Origin of the sequence: Streptomyces sp. 147326 (assembly GCF_045000215.1) — a bacterium.
GTDB lineage: Bacteria > Actinomycetota > Actinomycetes > Streptomycetales > Streptomycetaceae > Streptomyces.
The window spans coordinates 4,845,411-4,863,223 of the sequence record NZ_CP134201.1; the positions used below are offsets into that span (position 1 = coordinate 4,845,411).

Annotated in this window: 23 protein-coding genes; 20 read left to right on the top strand and 3 right to left on the bottom strand. The window is 72.2% G+C overall.

Going from position 1 to position 17,813, the window contains the following annotated elements:
• Positions 1-57: 57 nt before the first annotated feature.
• On the bottom strand, positions 58-1,080 hold the full coding sequence (locus RIU97_RS22145) for a LacI family DNA-binding transcriptional regulator (protein ID WP_404959337.1): 1,023 nt from the start codon (positions 1,078-1,080) through the stop codon (positions 58-60).
• A gap of 24 nt (positions 1,081-1,104) precedes the next feature.
• Positions 1,105-1,932, bottom strand: coding sequence for a response regulator transcription factor (locus tag RIU97_RS22150; RefSeq protein ID WP_404959339.1), 828 nt, complete (start codon positions 1,930-1,932; stop codon positions 1,105-1,107).
• Between the two features lie 458 nt (positions 1,933-2,390).
• Here RIU97_RS22150 and RIU97_RS22155 point away from each other — a divergent pair, with 458 nt between their 5' ends.
• The 13 genes from RIU97_RS22155 (at position 2,391) to RIU97_RS22215 (ending at position 12,257) form a co-directional block, all read left to right on the top strand.
• Positions 2,391-2,645, top strand: a complete 255-nt coding sequence (locus RIU97_RS22155; protein ID WP_383569611.1) for a MoaD/ThiS family protein — start codon at positions 2,391-2,393, stop codon at positions 2,643-2,645.
• A gap of 10 nt (positions 2,646-2,655) precedes the next feature.
• Positions 2,656-4,332 carry a hypothetical protein gene (locus tag RIU97_RS22160; protein WP_404959341.1) on the top strand — a complete coding sequence of 559 codons (1,677 nt, stop codon included), beginning with the start codon at positions 2,656-2,658 and terminating at the stop codon, positions 4,330-4,332.
• Positions 4,333-4,396: 64 nt separating this feature from the next.
• On the top strand, positions 4,397-5,113 hold the full coding sequence (locus RIU97_RS22165; RefSeq protein WP_404959342.1) for a DUF2993 domain-containing protein: 717 nt from the start codon (positions 4,397-4,399) through the stop codon (positions 5,111-5,113).
• A gap of 161 nt (positions 5,114-5,274) precedes the next feature.
• Positions 5,275-5,358: a putative leader peptide gene (locus tag RIU97_RS22170; RefSeq protein ID WP_350206375.1), complete on the top strand. Its 84-nt coding sequence runs from the start codon at positions 5,275-5,277 to the stop codon at positions 5,356-5,358.
• 177 nt (positions 5,359-5,535) lie between these two features.
• On the top strand, positions 5,536-6,381 hold the full coding sequence (locus tag RIU97_RS22175) for a sulfurtransferase (RefSeq protein ID WP_404959343.1): 846 nt from the start codon (positions 5,536-5,538) through the stop codon (positions 6,379-6,381).
• 53 nt (positions 6,382-6,434) lie between these two features.
• On the top strand, positions 6,435-6,725 hold the full coding sequence (locus RIU97_RS22180; RefSeq protein WP_030718391.1) for a DUF1416 domain-containing protein: 291 nt from the start codon (positions 6,435-6,437) through the stop codon (positions 6,723-6,725).
• Between the two features lie 131 nt (positions 6,726-6,856).
• Positions 6,857-7,120, top strand: a complete 264-nt coding sequence (locus RIU97_RS22185) for a DUF3099 domain-containing protein (protein WP_383569620.1) — start codon at positions 6,857-6,859, stop codon at positions 7,118-7,120.
• Positions 7,121-7,234: 114 nt separating this feature from the next.
• The gene (locus RIU97_RS22190) at positions 7,235-8,023 is read left to right on the top strand and encodes a hypothetical protein (RefSeq protein ID WP_404959344.1); all 789 of its coding nucleotides are present in this window, start codon (positions 7,235-7,237) and stop codon (positions 8,021-8,023) included.
• Complete coding sequence (locus tag RIU97_RS22195) at positions 8,020-8,916, top strand: hypothetical protein (protein WP_404959345.1); 897 nt, start codon at positions 8,020-8,022, stop codon at positions 8,914-8,916. The genes RIU97_RS22190 and RIU97_RS22195 overlap by 4 nt, the downstream gene beginning before the upstream one ends.
• Positions 8,913-9,869 carry a hypothetical protein gene (locus RIU97_RS22200; protein WP_404959346.1) on the top strand — a complete coding sequence of 319 codons (957 nt, stop codon included), beginning with the start codon at positions 8,913-8,915 and terminating at the stop codon, positions 9,867-9,869. Before RIU97_RS22195 ends, RIU97_RS22200 begins: the two co-directional genes overlap by 4 nt.
• Positions 9,870-10,151: 282 nt before the next feature.
• A complete protein-coding gene (locus RIU97_RS22205; protein WP_030659031.1) occupies positions 10,152-10,724 on the top strand; it encodes an FABP family protein in 573 nt (190 codons plus the stop codon).
• Positions 10,725-10,802: 78 nt separating this feature from the next.
• On the top strand, positions 10,803-11,267 hold the full coding sequence (locus RIU97_RS22210) for a Fur family transcriptional regulator (protein WP_319724902.1): 465 nt from the start codon (positions 10,803-10,805) through the stop codon (positions 11,265-11,267).
• 21 nt (positions 11,268-11,288) lie between these two features.
• Positions 11,289-12,257 carry a YgfZ/GcvT domain-containing protein gene (locus RIU97_RS22215; protein WP_404959347.1) on the top strand — a complete coding sequence of 323 codons (969 nt, stop codon included), beginning with the start codon at positions 11,289-11,291 and terminating at the stop codon, positions 12,255-12,257.
• Positions 12,258-12,292: 35 nt separating this feature from the next.
• Here RIU97_RS22215 and dtd read toward each other — a convergent pair whose 3' ends face one another.
• Positions 12,293-12,718, bottom strand: a complete 426-nt coding sequence (gene dtd / locus RIU97_RS22220) for a D-aminoacyl-tRNA deacylase (protein WP_404959348.1) — start codon at positions 12,716-12,718, stop codon at positions 12,293-12,295.
• Between the two features lie 136 nt (positions 12,719-12,854).
• Here dtd and RIU97_RS22225 point away from each other — a divergent pair, with 136 nt between their 5' ends.
• The 7 genes from RIU97_RS22225 to RIU97_RS22255 all read left to right on the top strand — a co-directional run bounded on the left by RIU97_RS22225 (position 12,855) and on the right by RIU97_RS22255 (position 17,797).
• Entirely contained in the window at positions 12,855-13,454 is a 600-nt protein-coding gene (locus tag RIU97_RS22225; RefSeq protein WP_404959349.1) for an AmfC protein, read from the top strand.
• A 45-nt stretch (positions 13,455-13,499) separates the two neighbouring features.
• Positions 13,500-14,744 (top strand): GNAT family N-acetyltransferase, encoded by a 1,245-nt coding sequence (locus tag RIU97_RS22230; RefSeq protein WP_404959350.1) that lies wholly within the window; start codon positions 13,500-13,502, stop codon positions 14,742-14,744.
• A gap of 93 nt (positions 14,745-14,837) precedes the next feature.
• The gene (locus RIU97_RS22235) at positions 14,838-15,320 is read left to right on the top strand and encodes a sigma factor-like helix-turn-helix DNA-binding protein (protein ID WP_404959351.1); all 483 of its coding nucleotides are present in this window, start codon (positions 14,838-14,840) and stop codon (positions 15,318-15,320) included.
• A 156-nt stretch (positions 15,321-15,476) separates the two neighbouring features.
• The gene (locus RIU97_RS22240) at positions 15,477-16,241 is read left to right on the top strand and encodes a putative protein N(5)-glutamine methyltransferase (RefSeq protein WP_404959352.1); all 765 of its coding nucleotides are present in this window, start codon (positions 15,477-15,479) and stop codon (positions 16,239-16,241) included.
• 90 nt (positions 16,242-16,331) lie between these two features.
• On the top strand, positions 16,332-16,739 hold the full coding sequence (locus RIU97_RS22245) for a helix-turn-helix domain-containing protein (RefSeq protein ID WP_404959353.1): 408 nt from the start codon (positions 16,332-16,334) through the stop codon (positions 16,737-16,739).
• Positions 16,740-16,756: 17 nt separating this feature from the next.
• Positions 16,757-17,311, top strand: a complete 555-nt coding sequence (locus RIU97_RS22250; RefSeq protein WP_404959354.1) for a hypothetical protein — start codon at positions 16,757-16,759, stop codon at positions 17,309-17,311.
• Positions 17,312-17,452: 141 nt separating this feature from the next.
• The gene (locus RIU97_RS22255) at positions 17,453-17,797 is read left to right on the top strand and encodes a DUF2516 family protein (RefSeq protein ID WP_404959355.1); all 345 of its coding nucleotides are present in this window, start codon (positions 17,453-17,455) and stop codon (positions 17,795-17,797) included.
• Positions 17,798-17,813: the final 16 nt, after the last annotated feature.

The following is a 17,813-nucleotide window of genomic DNA, read 5'->3' on the forward strand; positions in this document are numbered from 1 at the left end:
GGCCGCAGCCGCAGCCGCGGGTTCGGGCCCGGGCACGGTGAGGCTGCGGGACCGGCGTCAGCGACAGCCGCAGGAGCGGCGGATCACCAGGGCCGACGGGAACTGCTTCAGGCGTTCGCGGCGGGATCCGGCCACGCGGAGGCCGTCGTCCAGCACGAGGTCCACCGCCGCGCGGGCCATCGCCGGGCGGTCCGAGGCGATCGTGGTCAGCGGCGGGTCCGTGAGGGCCGCCTCCTTCACGTCGTCGAAGCCGGCCACGGCCAGTTCCCCGGGCACGTCGATGCGCAGCTCCCGCGCGGCGCGCAGCACACCGATCGCCTGGTCGTCCGTGGCGCAGAAGATGGCCGTCGGCCGGTCGGGCCGGGCCAGGACCTCCAGGGCGACCGTGTACGCGTCGTAGCGGTTGTACGGGGCCTCGATGAGCCGGCCCTCGATGGAGCGGCCGGACTCCTGCATGGCCCGCCGCCAGCCCTCGACGTGGTCGGCGACCGGGTCGCCGACGGACGGGGTGTTCTCGACGCCGCCGATGCAGGCGACGTACTCGTGCCCGTGTTCGAGCAGGTGGCGGGTGGCGAGCTGGGCGCCGCCGATGTCGTCGGTGACGACGGCGACGTCGTCGATCGCCTCCGGCCGCTCGTGCAGCAGCACCACCCGCGCGTCCCAGGCCTCGATCTCGCTGGCGGCCTGCTCGCTCATGCCCTGGCTGACCAGGATCAGGCCGGAGACCCGCATTCCGAGGAAGGCCCGCAGGTAGTGGACCTCGCGCTCGGTGCGGTAGTCGGAGTTGCCGACGAGCACCATCTTCCCGCGCTCGGCGGCGGCCTGCTCGACCGCGTGCGCCATCTCCGCGAAGAACGGCTGACGTGCATCGGGGACGATCATGCCTATGAGGTCGGTGCGCCGCGACGCCATCGCCTGGGCGACCCGGTCCGGGCGGTAGCCCAGATCCTTGATCGCGGCGAGGACACGCTCGCGCGTGGCCGGGGCGACCGGCCGGGGTCCGTTGTTGATGACGTAGCTCACGACGGCGGTAGACGTACCCGCAAGTCGTGCCACGTCATCCCGCGTCACCTTGGCCACGCGCGGCAGTCTACGCGGGGTGACCTACCTCTGGGCAGGCCGTCCTGCCGAGTGGACGATCGCGGGCTCCTCCGCCGATCGGGTGACGGCCGAGGCCGGCTGCGCGGACGTCTGGGCGGTGGCCTGTGCGGCGGCCTTGGCCGCCGCCTGGGCCGCGGCCTCCGCCGCCGCCCGCTCGACCTTCTCCGGCGTGACGAAGCGGTAGCCGACGTTGCGGACCGTGCCGATCAGCGACTCGTGCTCGGGACCGAGCTTGGCGCGCAGCCGCCGTACGTGGACGTCCACGGTCCGGGTGCCGCCGAAGTAGTCGTAGCCCCAGACCTCCTGCAGCAGCTGGGCGCGGGTGAAGACCCGGCCCGGGTGCTGCGCGAGGTACTTGAGCAGCTCGAACTCCTTGAAGGTGAGGTCCAGCACCCGGCCCTTGAGCTTGGCGGAGTACGTCGCCTCGTCGACCGACAGGTCGCCGTTGCGGATCTCCATCGGGGAGTCGTCCGAGCCCAGCTGCTGACGGCCGGTGGCCAGCCGCAGCCGCGCCTCGACCTCGGCCGGGCCGGCGGTGTCCAGGAGGACGTCGTCGATTCCCCAGTCGGCGGTGACGGCCGCGAGGCCGCCCTCGGTGACGACGAGGATCAGCGGGCAGCCGGGCCCGGTGGAGCGGAGCAGCTGGCACAGCGACCGCACCTGCGGCAGGTCGCGGCGGCCGTCCACGAGGATGACGTCGGCACCCGGGGTGTCCACGAGGGCCGGGCCCTCGGCCGGCGCCACCCGGACGTTGTGCAGCAGCAGCCCGAGTGCGGGCAGCACCTCGGTGGAGGGCTGCAGCGCGTTGGTGAGCAGCAGGAGTGAGCTCATGACCGACCACCTGCCCGGGTCGGACGGTGCACGGTTCGCTGGTCCATCACGTCGGTTCCTCCTCGGTCCCGTCGAGGACGTGCGCGGTACTGCTTCGTACGTCTTGCCTGGCACCCCTGCGGTCCCCGCGCCCTGGGGTCCGCATGGATACCACTGTTCTCGGTTCGTTCAACGCGCTGAAAGCACAAAAGGACCCGGGGGCAACGTTGCCCGGATCCTCTCGCCAAGCAGAATAGCCCACCCGCCCGTGCGTGGCCGAGGCATCTTCGACATCCCCTCCTGTGGGTTCTGCCACGCCCGTCCCATGCGTATGCCCCGGTTTCACCGGATCGGCGGCCCGCCGGGCGGTGACGCGGGGTCGCCCGGGCGCACGCGCGACGCGTCGGTGCACGCCGGGGCGGACGGCCGGAGGGGCCATCATGGAGGCCGACGGTAGAGAGCCGACGATAGGAGCTGCAGTGGCAACCGGAACCATCCGCTACTGGGCGGCGGCCAAGGCCGCGGCCAAGACGGCGGAGGAGCCGTACGCGGCGCGCACACTGGCCGAGGCGCTCGACGCCGTGCGGGAGCGCCACCCCGGGGAACTGACCCGGGTGCTGCTGCGCTGCTCCTTCCTCGTGAACGACGAGCCTGTGGGCAAGCGCCCGCATGATTCCGTCCTGCTGACCGAGGGGGGCACCGTCGAGGTGCTTCCCCCGTTCGCGGGCGGGTGAGCGGGAGCCGATGAGCACGCCTGAAGAACACCAGCAGCAGCGGGAACAGCAGGAGCAGCACGAGCTGCACGAACTGCGGCGGCAGCAGTACGCGCAGCAGCAGGACCCGTACGGGACCCAGACCTGGCAGTCCGACACCTGGGACACCAGCCACCAGCCGGTGTATCCGGCGCTGGGCGCGGTGCCGGGGCAGCCGGTGGCGCCCGAGGGCTGGTTCCGCGAGGAGGCCCCGGCCGCCCAGGCGCAGGAGCAGCCCCAGGCTCCGGCCGGCGGTGCCGGTGGGTCCTGGCCGGACGGTTCCGTGGCCGGGTCCGCCGATTCCTACGCGGCGCCGTACGAGTACCCGGCGGTCGGCGGGCCCGCGCAGCAGCCCGTGGCTCCGGAGGGCTGGTTCCGCGACGAGATGCAGGTCCCGGCCCAGGCGCCGGCTCCCGTCCAGGACTGGTCCCAGGGCGGCCAGGGCGCGGGGATGCCCGCCGCGGCCGCCGAGACGGCCTATCTGCCCCCGTACCCCGGTCCCGCGCAGTCCCAGGCCCCCGTCGAGGAGACCGCGTACCTGCCGCCGTATCCCGGCCCGGCGCAGCAGCCGGCCGCCCCGGAGGGCTGGTTCCGCGACGAGGTGCAGGCCCCGGCTCCGGCCGCCGTTCAGGACTGGTCCCAGGGCGGCCAGGGCGGGGCGGTGCCCGCCGCGGCCGCCGAGACGGCCTATCTGCCGCCGTATCCCGGTCCCGCGCAGTCCCAGGCCCCCGTCGAGGAGACCGCGTACCTGCCGCCGGTGCCCGGCGCGGAGCGCATGGACGAGGCCGCCGCCGAGCAGACGGCCTACCTGCCGCCGCAGGCGGCTGCCGCCCCGGCCCCGGCCGAGGACGGCGCCGAAGCGGTGGAGGTCACCGCCTGGTCCCCGCCCACGCTCGCCGGGAACACCCTGCGCGCCGTCGACCCGGCCCAGGCCCGCGCCGAAGGCCGGTCGCCGATCATCGACCCCGGCCCGCAGTCGGCCCTACTGACCGCCGCCCTCGGCCTGCTGCTCGCCGTGGCCGCCGCCCTCGGGCAGTACGCCCTGCTCGTGCCGCTGATCGCCCTGCAGGGGCTCACCGCGGCCGGCTGGTTCCGCCTCAACGGCATGTGGCCGGCCCGGCAGGGCATCGCCCTCGCCTTCGCCGGGGCCCTGGTCGCCGACGCGGCCGTGCTCGCGGTGGACCGTACGTACGGCCCCGGCGCGATCGTCGGCACCCTCGGCGCCTGGGTGCTGCTCACCCTCGTCCTCCAGCTGCGCAGCCACGCCGATCCCGACGAGCGGATGTACGGGCTGATGGCCTCGGTGGCCTCGGCCGCGCTCGCCATCATCTGCGCCGGCTACCTGGCCGCCGATTCCGCCGCCGTCACGGTCGGCGCGGCCGCCGTGGCGGTCGCCGTCTTCGCCCGTGCGCTGCCGCTGCCCACCGCCCCCTCGGTCGGCGTCTCGCTGGCCGCGGCCGCCGGTGCGGGCATCGCGGTCGGCGGAATGACCTCCGTCGGGGTGGGCGGGGCGCTGCTCGGCCTGGTCTGCGGCGTGTGCGCGCTGATCGGGCTGCGGGTGGCGGCGTACGACTACCCGTCGAAGTTCGTGCACATGACGGCCGGTGTCGCGCTGCCGCTCGCGGCCGCCGCTCCCGCCGCGTACCTGATCGGCCGGGTGGTGGGCTGACGTTCCGCTGACGGGCGCACATGGTCCACTAGATCGCTCGTACCGACTAGTAGGGGGAGGGCACGTGCGTGCTCTGCGGATCGTTGTGATCATCGGAGTGGTGCTGGGGGCGATCTTCGCCGGTGTGGACCGATGGGCCGCCGGTTACGTCGAGAACCAGCTGGCCGACAAGATCCAGGCCCGCCAGGGCCTGGCCGGCAGCTCGGAAGTGGAGATCCGCGGATTCCCCTTCCTGACCCAGGCGTTCAGCCACGAACTGGACCGGGTCGACCTGAAGCTCAGAGGTGTCGAGGTCGTCGCCGAGGGCCGCAAGACGCGGCTCTCGGAGCTCGACGCGAGCTTCCGCAGCGTGAAGCTGAACAGTGACTACAGCGGCGGCACCGCCGAGCGGGCCGAGGGCACCGGGCGCATCACGTACGCGGACCTGACCGCGGCCTCGCAGACCGGCGCGACCCTCACCTACGGCGGGGCGCCGGGCAAGGTGAAGGTCAGTGCCGCCGTCGACGTGCTCGGCAAGACCGTGACGCACAGCGTGGTGTCGACGATCTCCCTCGTGGACGCGCCGGACGGAAAGGGCGGCAAGCTCGTCCGGGTGCGCGCCGACGAGGTGCCGGGCTCGGGCATACCCGGGGTCGAGAAGCTGATCCGCAAGAAGACCGACTTCGAGCGCAACCTCGAGGTCGGCATGCCGGCCGGGCTCCACCTCTCGGCCCTGACCTCGGACGAGGCCGGTGTGCACCTCACGCTGGGCGGCTCGAACGTGGTGGTGGCCGGATCGTGAGACAGTGCGGTCCGATCCGCAGAAGGACGGGCCGTACGGCGGCCCCCGGACGCGGCGCGGCGGCCGCCCGGGGGTCCTGCATCCCAGAATCCGGACGATCCTGTCTCGGAATATGACACACCGGTGACAGGGCGGCCGATTCGTCCCTACGATCCATGGCTATGAAGCATCAGCAGGCGGACCTCACGAAGCGACGGGCAGTAGACCTGTGTCGCGTCGCCGCCATGCTCTGTCGATCCATGTGACCTGTGAGCGCATCCGCTCCATCAGCCGGACGACGGCCCTACGGCCCTTCCCGCGTGACCGCACCCGCCTCCTGATCACCTGACGCCTCCCCGCGCAGGATCCGGAGCGCACCCGCTAGGCACGCAGCACGCGTCACCCGCACCACCCCGCCGCACACTGCCCCGGAGGAGAACATCATGAGCCGCAGCGACGTCCTCGTAGACGCCGACTGGGTCGAGGCCCACCTGAACGACGCGAACGTCGTCGTCGTCGAGGTGGACGAGGACACGTCCGCCTACGACAAGAACCACATCAAGAACGCCGTCCGGATCGACTGGAAGCAGGACCTCCAGGACCCGGTCCGCCGTGACTTCGTGGACCAGGAGGGCTTCGAGAAGCTCCTCTCCGCCAAGGGCATCTCCAACGACGACACCGTCGTCCTCTACGGCGGCAACAACAACTGGTTCGCGTCCTACGCCTTCTGGTACTTCAAGCTCTACGGCCACCAGGACGTGAAGCTCCTCGACGGCGGCCGCAAGAAGTGGGAGCTCGACTCCCGCGACCTGGTCGACGGCAAGGACGTCCCGAGCCGCCCGGCCACCGCGTACAAGGCCAAGGCCCAGGACACCTCCATCCGCGCCTTCCGCGACGACGTCGTGGCCGCGATCGGCAACCTGAACCTGGTCGACGTCCGCTCGCCCGACGAGTTCTCGGGCAAGCTGCTCGCCCCGGCGCACCTCCCGCAGGAGCAGTCGCAGCGCCCCGGCCACGTGCCGAGCGCCCGCAACATCCCGTGGTCGAAGAACGCCAACGACGACGGCACCTTCAAGTCCGACGAGGAGCTCAAGGCCCTCTACGAGGCCGAGGGCGTCGACCTGTCGAAGGACACCATCGCCTACTGCCGCATCGGTGAGCGCTCCGCGCTCACGTGGCTCGTGCTGCACCAGATCCTGGGCCAGACGAACGTCAAGAACTACGACGGCTCCTGGACCGAGTACGGCTCGCTCGTCGGCGTGCCGATCGAGCTCGGCCCCAACAAGTAATCCCGGGCACGCGACGCCCCGTAGTACGACCTCTCTAGGACAGGACAGAGAACATGTGTGGAGCACAGATCGGCGGGCCCGACCTCGCGACGCTCAAGCCCGGTGAGACCGCGATCCAGGGCCAGGTGACCAAGGGCGGTGAGCCCATCAGCGGTTACGTGCGGCTGCTGGACGGCGGCGGCGAGTTCACCGCCGAGGTCCCGACCTCGGCGACCGGCCAGTTCCGCTTCTACGCGGCTCCCGGCACCTGGACGCTGCGGGCGCTCGTCCCGGGTGCCCAGGCGGACCGTGCCGTCGTGGTCGCCGAGGCCGGCGGCGTGACGGACGTGGCGATCGCGGTCTGAGCACCGCACGTGTGATCGCTCGATAGATCGGCCGGAGGGCCGCACCCCAGGGGGTTGGACGCCACTGGACGGGGTGCGGCCCTTCGTGCCGTCCGCCTTGTGTTCGCGGGCGGCCGCTCTACGCTGGAGTCATGTACGCCCGGCGCCGGCGCGCCTATTTCCTGCTCATGGGCGGATGCCTGGTCCTCTTCGTCTCCGCCTGGACCTTCGTGCGCCTGCTGTCGGTCGAGGCCGCGGTGGCGCTGTGCGTGGTCGCCATGGTCATCCCGCCGGTGGCCGCGATGGTCGCCAACCGGCGCGGCCCGGACGACCGCTGGTGGGACGACCCCTCGGGCGATCCGAAGTCCGACGAGTGGTGGGACGAACTGGACGGAAAGCGGCGCCACGAGGACTGACGCGCTCGCGAGATAAGAATGTAATAAGCCGTCATACAACCGCTACCCGCCGGTACGGGTCATGGGAGCGCACGGGTATTCCACCCGTGCCTCCAGCCCTGCGGGGGGACCCCTTTGGAACACGAACAGACCGCTCCTGACCAGCCGAAACAGGAGGAGAGCGCGCCGGACCCGGGCACTGCGGACACGCGCCGCGGGCGGCGGGCGACCCTCCTGATCGCGGGCGCGGCCGTACTCGGCGTCCTCGCCGGGACGATCACCGGATACGCGGTGCAGTACCAGCGCGAGCCCACCCCGCTGCCGCCGCTGGCCCAGCAGGTGATGGCCGCGCCGCAGCCGCAGGCGATGAACGCATCGTCGAGCCGGCGCTCCATCAACGCCAACCGCTGGCACAAGGCGGACGAGGAGCTGGCCAAGAAGCTGCTGGACGCTCCGGGCGGCGCGAAGGACGGCTTCTCGGGCGCCAGATCCACGGACGAGTTCGCCGTGGACTACTTCGAGAACCCCGCCAACGGCCTGGCCAACCTCGTCAGCCAACAGATCAAGGGCATCGCCACCGTGCGGTGGTCCGAGGCGGACCGGAACTTCGTCGAGATCCACCTGCTCCAGTTCCAGGACCGCCGAGGGGCCGAGGACTTCCAGGCGGGCATCGGGCGCTACATGCCCAACAAGAAGTTCGCGGGCAACGCGGGCAAGGAGGTGCCGGGCGTTCCGGCGGACTTCGGTCACCTGTGGATCGACTCCGAAGCGCACGAGAAGCCCGGCTACCACCCGGTCCGCGGCTCCCGTGCCGTGGTCCGCCGCGGGGACATCGTCATGAGCATCGAGTACACGAACAACCGCGGCGACATCGACGAGAACGACCTGGTCGAGCTGGCCAAGCGACAGATGGAGCGGCTGTGAGCGAGCAGCAGAACGTGACCGACGCCGTGACCGACGCCGTGCCGGCCGCCGTGACCGACGCCGTGCCGGCCGCCGTGCCGGACGCCGTGCCGGCCGAGCCCGAGGCGGGGCAGGAGGCCGGGCAGGAGCCGTCGGCCGCTGCAGGGCCGGCGCGCAAGGCGAACCGCAGGACGGTTGCGCTGGTGTCGGCGGCCGTGGGCGTCGTCGTCCTCGCGGGCACCGCCCTCTGGGGCGCGGCCGTGCTCGCGGACGCCGACCGGACCGCGCAGACGCGGTACTGGATGCCCGCGGACCGCGCGTCCACCGGCTCGGCGGCCCCGGTGCCGTCCGTGCCGCCCAACGACCTCACGGGCAAGCTGCTGCCGCTGCCCGTCGGCTACTGGCTCGGCCCCGATGTCGACACCGAGGGCAACGACTACTACGTCTCGGGCGAGCGGGCGCTGCAGATCTTCAAGGACGCCCACACGGGCCTGTCCGGCAGCGAGCGCGACGAGCGGGACAAGGCGCTGGCGGACCTGAAGCTCAAGGGACTGGCCGGGCGCAGCTACGCCCGGCGGGACGGCGGCGGCCGCTCGGTCGCCGAGGTCCAGCTCGTCCAGGCCGACCCCCAGCAGCTCGCGAAGTTCGGCGAGTTCGCCAAGAAGCTCCTCGACCTCACCGGCGGCGACAAGGACGCGCCGAAGGTGGACGGGTTCCCCGAGGCCAAATGCTCACTGGACTCCATCTTCGAGGCGCAGAAGGAGAAGGTCGACGCTCTCGACTGCGTGGCCGTCCAGGGAGACGTGCTGGTGAGCTTCCGGATGTACGGGTCCCAGGGATTCGCGGTGAAGGACGCCGCGGGCCTGTTCCAGCAGCAGATGAACCACCTCAAGTCCCCCGGGGAGTCCGTGTGACCGAGCAGAACACCACCGCTCCGGAGGCCGCCGCTCCCGAGCCGGCTCCCGAGGTCGCCCCCACGCCGGAGGTCCCGGCCGCCTCCGCCCCCGAGGGCTCGCCCGCGGTGGCTCCCGGGGACGCGCCCGACGTCTGGGCGGCTCCGCCGGCCCCGCCCAAGGACCGCCGCAAGCTGTTCGCCGCCCTGCGCTGGACCGCCGCCGTCACCGTCTTCGCCGCCGTCGGCACCGGGGCCGCGTACGGGATCGCCCGGCCCGAGCGCACCGACATCCCCGGCCTGTCCACCGAGGGCGACGGCCGCTGGACGTTCCCGGTGCTCTCCAAGCCGGCGCTGCCCGCCGGCGCGCCCCTGGCCCAGGGCTCGGACAACAAGGACGGGACGCACTACGCGGCGCTGAACGGCCTCCTCCTGTCCGCGCCCGAGGGTGCCAAGCCCGAGGGCGCGCTCAAGGCGGACAAGGACGGGATGGTGTCGCCCGACGCCTTCCTGGAGGAGTACGCGCCCGATGCGCGCGAGCAGCTGAAGCAGTCCTTCGAATGGGACGGGCTGCGGCAGATCGTCGGCCGGGGCTGGACGATGCCGGACGGCACGAGCACCCGCGTGTACCTGCTGCGCTTCCACGCGTCGGGCTTCGCGGACGCCTTCAAGGGGTGCGACACCAACACGCGGCTGAAGGACGTCTCGGTCCTGGAGCTGGACGAGGCCTGGAACAAGGCCAAGAACACGCAGAGCAACACCCTCCTCCTGGACTTCCCGGGCGCGGCCGTCTTCGACAACAACGACATCAGCGTGTACCAGGAGGCGAAGCCCGTCCTCGGCGACGAGCAGACGGAGCTCGGCTGCCTCCAGGCGGGTGACGTCCTGGCCGTCGTCATCCAGTCCCGCAAGGGCGAGGTGGCCCCCGTCCCCTTCCACCAGACGGTGATCCTGCAGAGCCAGCTGCTGAGCTGACGGCCGGGCCGACCGCCGGGGGGTGACCGGTACGGCCCACCTCACACCGTGCGCCGGTCCCCGGGCCAGTAGGCTTGGGGACCGGCCCCGTACAGCCCCGAAACGATTCCGAGGAGCACCCCGTGCTTGAGGCAGTCTTCACCTCCCTGCTGGTCCTGGTCTGCGTCGGCGTCATGGCCTTCACCGGCCTGGCCGTCAAGAAGCTGTACCAGGGTCAGCGCTGAGCGTCGGCTCGGCAGACCGCCCCGGAACCCCTCCCACAGATCGCCTGAGCAGCCATTCATGATCCAGATCCCGTCCGACCTGAACCCGGGCCTCGTCCCCCTCGCCTTCCTCCTCGGCAACTGGGAGGGTGCGGGAGTCTTCGACTTCCCCGGTGAGGAGAAGTGCAACTTCGGCCAGGAGGTCGTCTTCAGCCACGACGGCCGGGACTTCCTGGAGTACACCTCCCACACCTGGGTCCTCGACGCCGAGGGCAACAAGGTGCGGCCGCTGGAGTCCGAGTCCGGTTACTGGCGCATCGACAAGGACCGCAAGGTCGAGATCGTCATGGTCCGCGACCAGGGCGTCGTCGAGGTCTGGTACGGCGAGCTCGCCGACCAGAAGCCGCAGATCGACCTGGTCACCGACGCCGTCGCCCGCACCGCGGCCTCCGGCCCGTACAGCGGCGGCAAGCGGCTCTACGGCTACGTGAAGAGCGACCTCATGTGGGTCGGCGAGAAGGCCACCCCCGACGTCGAGCTGCGTCCGTACATGTCGGCCCAGCTGAAGAAGGTCGTCACGCCCGAGGAGGTCGCCGAGATGGCGCGCAACCTCCCGGACATGCCGGACGACGGCATCGCCTTCTTCCGCTGAGCGCGGCGTCCACAGGCTGTGCACGAAAGGGGACCGCGGGCTCGCCCGCGGTCCCCTTCGCACACATACACTGGCGGGGTGGTGAGCACCGAGAGCACCGATGGAACTCCAGGCCTTGACTGGAAGAGCGACCTGCGGCAGCGCGGATACCGGCTGACACCGCAGCGCCAGCTCGTGCTGGAAGCGGTCGACGCCCTGGAGCACGCGACTCCGGACGAGATCCTCGTGGAGGTGCGCAAGACCGCCTCCGGGGTCAACATCTCCACGGTCTACCGGACCCTGGAGCTCCTGGAGGAGCTCAAGCTGGTCTCGCACGCCCACCTCGGGCACGGGGCCCCCACCTACCACCTCGCCGACCGGCACCACCACATCCACCTGGTCTGCCGCGACTGCGGCGACGTCATCGAGGCGGACGTGGACATCGCCGCCGAGTTCACGGCGAAGCTCCGTACCACCTTCGGTTTCGAGACCGACATGAAGCACTTCGCGATCTTCGGCCTGTGCAAGAAGTGCGCGGCCCGACAGCGTGCCGCCCAGGCGTAGCCGGGTCGTACGCTTGGTCCCATGACCAGCAGCCCCTTGCTCCATCTCCCCGGCGCCGTGCAGGCCGAAGGCCGCGACGAGGGCGTCGCCGCCCACTACGGCGAGCTGTACGGCGAACAGCGCGCCCTCGCCGACGGGCGCGGCTTCGTCGACCTCTCGCACCGCGGGGTCGTCACCGTCACCGGGCCGGAGCGGCTGAGCTGGCTGCACCTGCTGATCACCCAGCACGTGACCGGGCTGCCGGCCGGGCAGGCCACCGAGGCGCTGATCCTCTCCGCGAACGGCCACATCGAGCACGCGCTGTACCTCGTCGACGACGGCGAGACCACGTGGGCGCACGTGGAGCCGGGCACCCAGGGCGAGCTGATCGCCTACCTGGAGTCCATGAAGTTCTTCTACCGCGTCGAAGTCGCCGACCGCACCGAGGAGTTCGCGGTCGTGCACCTGCCGGCCGGCTCCATCGCCGAGGTCGCCAAGGAGCACGTCGTACGGGAGACCGCGCACGGCCGCGACGTCTTCCTGCCGCGCGCCGAGCTGGAGTCCTTCGCGGCCTCGCACGGCCCGGCCGCGGGCCTCCTCGCCTACGAGGCCCTGCGCGTCGAGGCGCACCGGCCGCGGCTCGGTCTGGAGACCGACCACCGGACCATCCCGCACGAGCTGGGCTGGATCGGCACCGCCGTGCACCTGCAGAAGGGCTGCTACCGCGGGCAGGAGACGGTGGCCCGCGTCCACAACCTGGGCAAGCCGCCGCGCCGCCTGGTCTTCCTGCACCTGGACGGCTCCGAGGTGCTGCTCCCGGCGCACGGCACCCCGGTCCGGCTCGCCGCCGACGGGGAGGAGGGCCGCCAGCTGGGCTTCGTGACCACCGCCGTCCGCCACCACGAGCTGGGCCCGATCGCGCTCGCGCTGGTCAAGCGGAACGTGCCGGTCGACGCCCCGCTGCTGGCCGGGAAGACGGCCGCCGCACAGGAGGTCGTCGTGGCCCCCTGAGGGGCCCCGAAGGGTCCCTGAGGGGGCCACGACGGTCAGACGTCGATGACGATGGTGAACGGGCCGTGGTTGGTCAGCGAGACGCGCATGTCCGCGCCGAACCGGCCCGTCTCCACCGTCGCGCCCAGCGCGCGCAGCTGCGCCACGACCTCGTCGACCAGCGGCTCGGCCACCGGGCCCGGCGCCGCCGCGTTCCACGTGGGGCGGCGGCCCTTGCGCGCGTCGCCGTAGAGCGTGAACTGGGAGATCACCAGCAGCGGCGCGTTCACGTCACCGCAGGACTTCTCCGCCTCCAGGATCCGCACCGACCACAGCTTGCGGGCCAGCACCGCCGCCTTCTCCGGCGTGTCGTCGTGCGTCACCCCCACCAGCACGCACAGTCCCTCGCCGACGATCTCGCCCACGGTCTCGCCGCCCACGACGACGCTCGCGCCGTCCACCCTCTGCACCACAGCTCGCATACCACCTGTGTACCAGCCGTGCACCCGTCCGGGGCCGATCGGGTGGAGTGGGACTGCATCGGGGCCACGGAGAGTGGCACGATGCACGCAGGCGGTGCGGGTGCGCCGCACCGGTCGAGGGGACGGACTCGTTCGTATGAATACTTCTGGTACCTCCGTACCTGCATCACCCGCTTCCATCGCAGCTGCCGCGGTACGACCGCCCGCGCAGCGCACGGCCGAGACGCAGGGCCCGCCGGCCCCGACCACCGCGCTCGGGCTGCCGGAGCTGCGCGCGCTGCGCCGTGACGCGCAGCGCGACGAGGCCGATCTGAGCTATGTCCGCAGACTGCTCCAGGGCCGCATCGACATCCTGCGCGCCGAGCTCGCCCGGCGCAGCGACCCCGAGCTCGCCCGCCGGACCGACCTCGAGGCGCCGGTGGTGGACCGGCTCTCGGTGATCCTCGCCGACGCTCCCTCCAGCCGCAGCGCCTCCGCCCGGCACGTCACGCTCGGCACCCCGCACAGCGAGGAGTACCGGCTGCTGGCGGCGGAGATGCTGTCCGACGTGGAGCTCTCGGACCTGGGTGCCCGCACGGACGGCGAACTCCACGACGGGATGGGGCGGCTGGTGCGGTACGAGCAGCAGGTCTCGCGGCGCCGGCAGCAGCTCCAGCGGACGGCGGACGACTGCAGCACGGAGATCACCCGGCGGTACCGGGAGGGAGAGGCGCAGGTGGACGACCTGCTGGCGTAAAAATTCGGGCGACTGGCGCCGGTCGGGCGGTTAGCGTGGCCCGCTATGAGTGCTGACGTCCGGCCGATCGCCGAATCCGAACTCCCCGACTGGCTGCGAACCGTGAACACCGGGTTCCTGAACACGGCCAGAGACACCGACTCGGACGTGGCCCAGCGGGCCAAGCACACCGATCTCGCCCGCACCCAGGGCGCGTTCGACACCGGCACCGGCCGTTGCGTGGCGGCCTTCCGCTCCTTCGCGAAGGAGCTGACCGTGCCCGGCGGGGCCGCCGTCCCCTCCACCGCGATATCCAACGTGGGCGTGCTGCCCACCCACCGCCGCCAGGGCCTGCTGACCCGGATGATGGCGGCCGAGTTCGCCGCGGCCGGGGCGCGCGGCGACGTGCTGGCGATGCTGATCGCCGCCGAGTACCCGATCTACGGGCGGTACGGGTTCGGGCCCGCCACCTCCCTCGCGGAATGGGAGATCGACGTACCGCGCACCGGACTGGACCGGCGGCTGTCGGCGCCCGCGGACGGCGGGCGGATCGACCTCGTGGACGAGGCCGAGGTCCGGCAGGTCGGCCCGGAGCTGCACGAGCGGCTGCGGGCGCGCACGCCCGGCATGATCGGCCGGAACGAGCGCTGGTGGCGGCTGGTGACCGGCCTGGAGCAGATCTCGTACCGCCCGCACAAGGAGAAGTTCTTCGCGGTGTACCGCACGGCGGCGGGCGAGGTGGCCGGGCTGGCCTCGTACCGGGCCGACGACCACTGGACGGACGCGAAGGTCCCGCAGAACACCGTGCAGGTCCGCGACCTGCTGGCGCTCACCCCGCAGGCGGAGCGGGCGCTGTGGCAGTTCCTTTGCTCGATCGACTGGGTGCTGAAGGTCCGCACCGGCTACCGGGCCCCCGACGACCTCGTCCCGCAGCTGCTGCCCGACCCGCGCTCGGCCCGGATCGTCACCTCCGCGGACTTCCTGTGGGTGCGGGTGCTGGACGTCGTACGGGCGCTGAGCGCACGGACGTACGAGGCGCCCGGGGTGCTCGTACTGGAGGTCACCGACGGGACGGGACCGGCGGCAGGCCGCTACCGGCTGGACGCGGGCACCGGCGCGTGCGAGCGGACCGAGGCGGCGGCGGACCTGCGGCTGGACGTGTCCGCGCTGGGCTCCCTGTACCTCGGCGACGAGTCCGCGGTGCGGCTGGCCGCGCTCGGCCGGGTGACGCAGGAGCGGCCGGGGGCGGTCGCCCTGGCGGACGCGGTGTTCCGTACGGCCCGCCGGCCGTGGTGCCCGGACATCTTCTGACCCGTACCGTCCCTTTCCCCTCCGGTCACAATCGCGGGCCGCGTGCGGTCAGCGTGGTGGCGGATGTGGACGTACGGACGAGGGGAGCCCGGCATGACCGGCGACGGCGAGTACCTTGCGGCGCGGTTCGAGGAGAGGCGCGGGCACCTGCGGGCGGTGGCCCACCGGATGCTCGGCTCGCTGGACGCGGCGGAGGCGGCCGTCGAGGAGGCGTGGTCGCGCCTGGCCCGGGCGGACCCCGGCCGGGCGCACGATCTGGGGGGCTGGCTGACCGCCGTCGTCGCCCGGGTCTGCCTGGAGCGGCTGCGTTCCCGCACCGCCCCGGCCGGCTCCGCGGAGCCGCCGCCGGCCCCGGAGCGGGAGGCGCTGCTGGCGGACTCGGTCGGGCTCGCGCTGCTCGTCGTACTGGAGCAACTGGAGCCCGCCGAGCGGCTGGCGTTCGTCCTGCACGACCTGTTCGGCCTGCCCTTCGACGAGATCGCGCCGGTCGTGGAGTGCAGCCCGGCCGCCGCGCGGCAGCTGGCGGGGTGCGCGCGGCGGCGGGTGCGGGGAGGGGCGCCGGCGCCCCTCCGGTAGGGGTCGGCAGCGGGAGATCGTCGGCCGGGCGGCAAGGCCGTTGCGGTCATGGGGTTCGTGGTCGATGGCGACCGTATGGTCGCCATGGACCTCCTTGCGGATCCGGTCCGGCCGGAGCGCATCGAGGTCACCGTCTTGGAAAACTGAGGACTGAGGTTGTTGACGTCACTTGTGGAGTCCCTGCGCGCGGCCGGCTGTGTCTTCGCGGAGGAGGAGGCGGAGCTGCTGACCGGCGCCGCCCGGGACGACGGCCACCTGGCGGAGCTGCTGGCCCGCAGGGTGGGCGGCGAGCCGCTGGAACACGTGGTGGGCTGGGCGGAGTTCTGCGGTCTGCGCATGGAAGTGGGCGCGGGGGCCTTCGTACCGCGCCGGCGCACCGAGTTCCTGGTGGAGGAGGCGGTGGTGCTGGCCCGGCCCGGTGCGGTGGTGCTGGACCTGTGCTGCGGGGTCGGCGCCCTGGGCGCGGCGGTGGCGGCGCAGGTGCCGGGCGGGGTGGAGCTGCACGCGGCGGACATCGACCCGGCGGCGCTGGAGTACGCGCGCCGCAACGTGGCCGCGTACGGCGGCCGGGTGTGGGAGGGCGATCTGTACGCCGCGCTGCCGGCGTCGCTGAAGGGCCGGGTGGACGTGCTGGTGGTCAACGCCCCGTACGTGCCGACGGAGGAGATCGGCCTGATGCCGTCGGAGGCACGGGACCACGAGCCGCTGGTCTCGCTGGACGGCGGAGCCGACGGCCTCGACATCCACCGCCGGGTCGCGGCGGGCGCCGTGCCGTGGCTGGCGCCGGGGGGCCACCTGCTGATCGAGACGAGCGCCCGCCAGTCCCCGTCGACGGCCTCGGCCCTGGCATCGGCGGGGCTCGCGGTCCGGGCGGTCACCTCGGAGGAGCTGTACGCGACGGTGGTGATCGGCAGGACCTGATCCGTCCGGGCGGGAGCTGTCGCACGTCGGGTGGGAGCTGTTGCAAGCAGCCTGCTTGCAAAAGTTAGCAAGGTGCGGCAGGATCGGAGCATGGCAACGCTCAACGTCGGAAACCTCGGCGAGTACCTCCGCGAGCAGCGTCGGCAGGCCCAGCTTTCGCTGCGGCAACTGGCCGAGGCTGCGGGGGTGTCGAATCCGTACCTGAGCCAGATCGAGCGCGGGCTGCGCAAGCCGAGCGCGGACATCCTGCAGCAGCTGGCCAAGGCGCTGCGGATCTCCGCGGAGACGCTGTACGTGCAGGCCGGGATCCTGGATGAGCGGGACCCGGACGAGGTGGAGACGCGAGCCGTCATCCTCGCCGACCCGAGCATCAACGAGCGGCAGAAGCAGGTGCTGCTCCAGATCTACGAGTCGTTCCGCAAGGAGAACGCGCTCGACGCGCCTGCCGAACCCGCCGCACCCGCCGACGAGATGCCGTCGAAGACGAACCGAAGTTGATCCGGGAGGACCAGCACATGGCCATCGCCGATGACCTGAAGAAGACCCTCACCGACCCGACCCCCCTCTACTTCGCCGCCGGCACGGCCGACCTCGCCGTGCAGCAGGCCAAGAAGGTTCCCGAGCTCATCGAGCAGCTTCGCGCCGAGGCCCCCGCGCGCATCGAGGCCGTGAAGAACACGGACCCGAAGGCCGTGCAGGAGGCGCTCACCGCCAAGGTCGCCGAGGTGTTCGGGGCGATCGACCCGAAGAAGCTCGGGGAGAGCGCCCAGGACCTGGCGCTGCGCGGCGTGGGCGTGGCCGCGGAGTACGCGGTGCGCGCCAAGGAGACGTACGACAAGGTCGCCGAGCACGGCGAGCAGGCCGTGCGGACCTGGCGGGGCGAGTTCTCCGAGGAGATCGTCGACATCGCCGTGGCCGTCGAGCCCGAGCCGGAGACGGCTGCCGATCCGGCTGCCGGGTCCGAGCCCGTGGCCGAGGCCGCCGACGAGGAGAAGCCGGCCGCGAAGAAGCCCACCGCGCGCAGGACCTCGGCCAAGAAGGCCGCCGTCACGGCGGACGACGCGAGCTGAACCGGAACGGCATGAGCGACGACGGGCCGGGCACCCTTCAGGGGCCCGGCCCGTTGACGTTGGTGAGGGCGCCCGTGCGGGTAGCGTGGAGCCGGCGGCATCGGAAGTGCGAAGCAGAGGCATGAGAAGGCGGTCGAAGCGATGTTGATGGACGGGTTCGATCGGGGCGTGCTCCCGCTGTTCGGGTACGCCATGCTGCTGCTCGCCGTCGTGGCCTTCGTGTTCGCGCTGCTGGCGCGCGAGGACGCGTACCGGGCGGCCGACAAGCAGACCAAGACCTTCTGGCTGGTCATCCTCGGCGTCACCGTCGTCGTGGACGTGTTCCTGGGGATGCTCTTCCTGCAGATCGCCGGTCTCGTCGCGACCATCGTGTTCTTCGTCGACGTACGCCCCGCCCTCAAGCAGGTCTCGGGCGGCGGTCGCGGGGGCCGGCGCGGCGGAAGCAGCAGCGACGGCCCGTACGGGCCCTACAACGGCGGGCGGTAGCCCCTCCCCGGGCCGC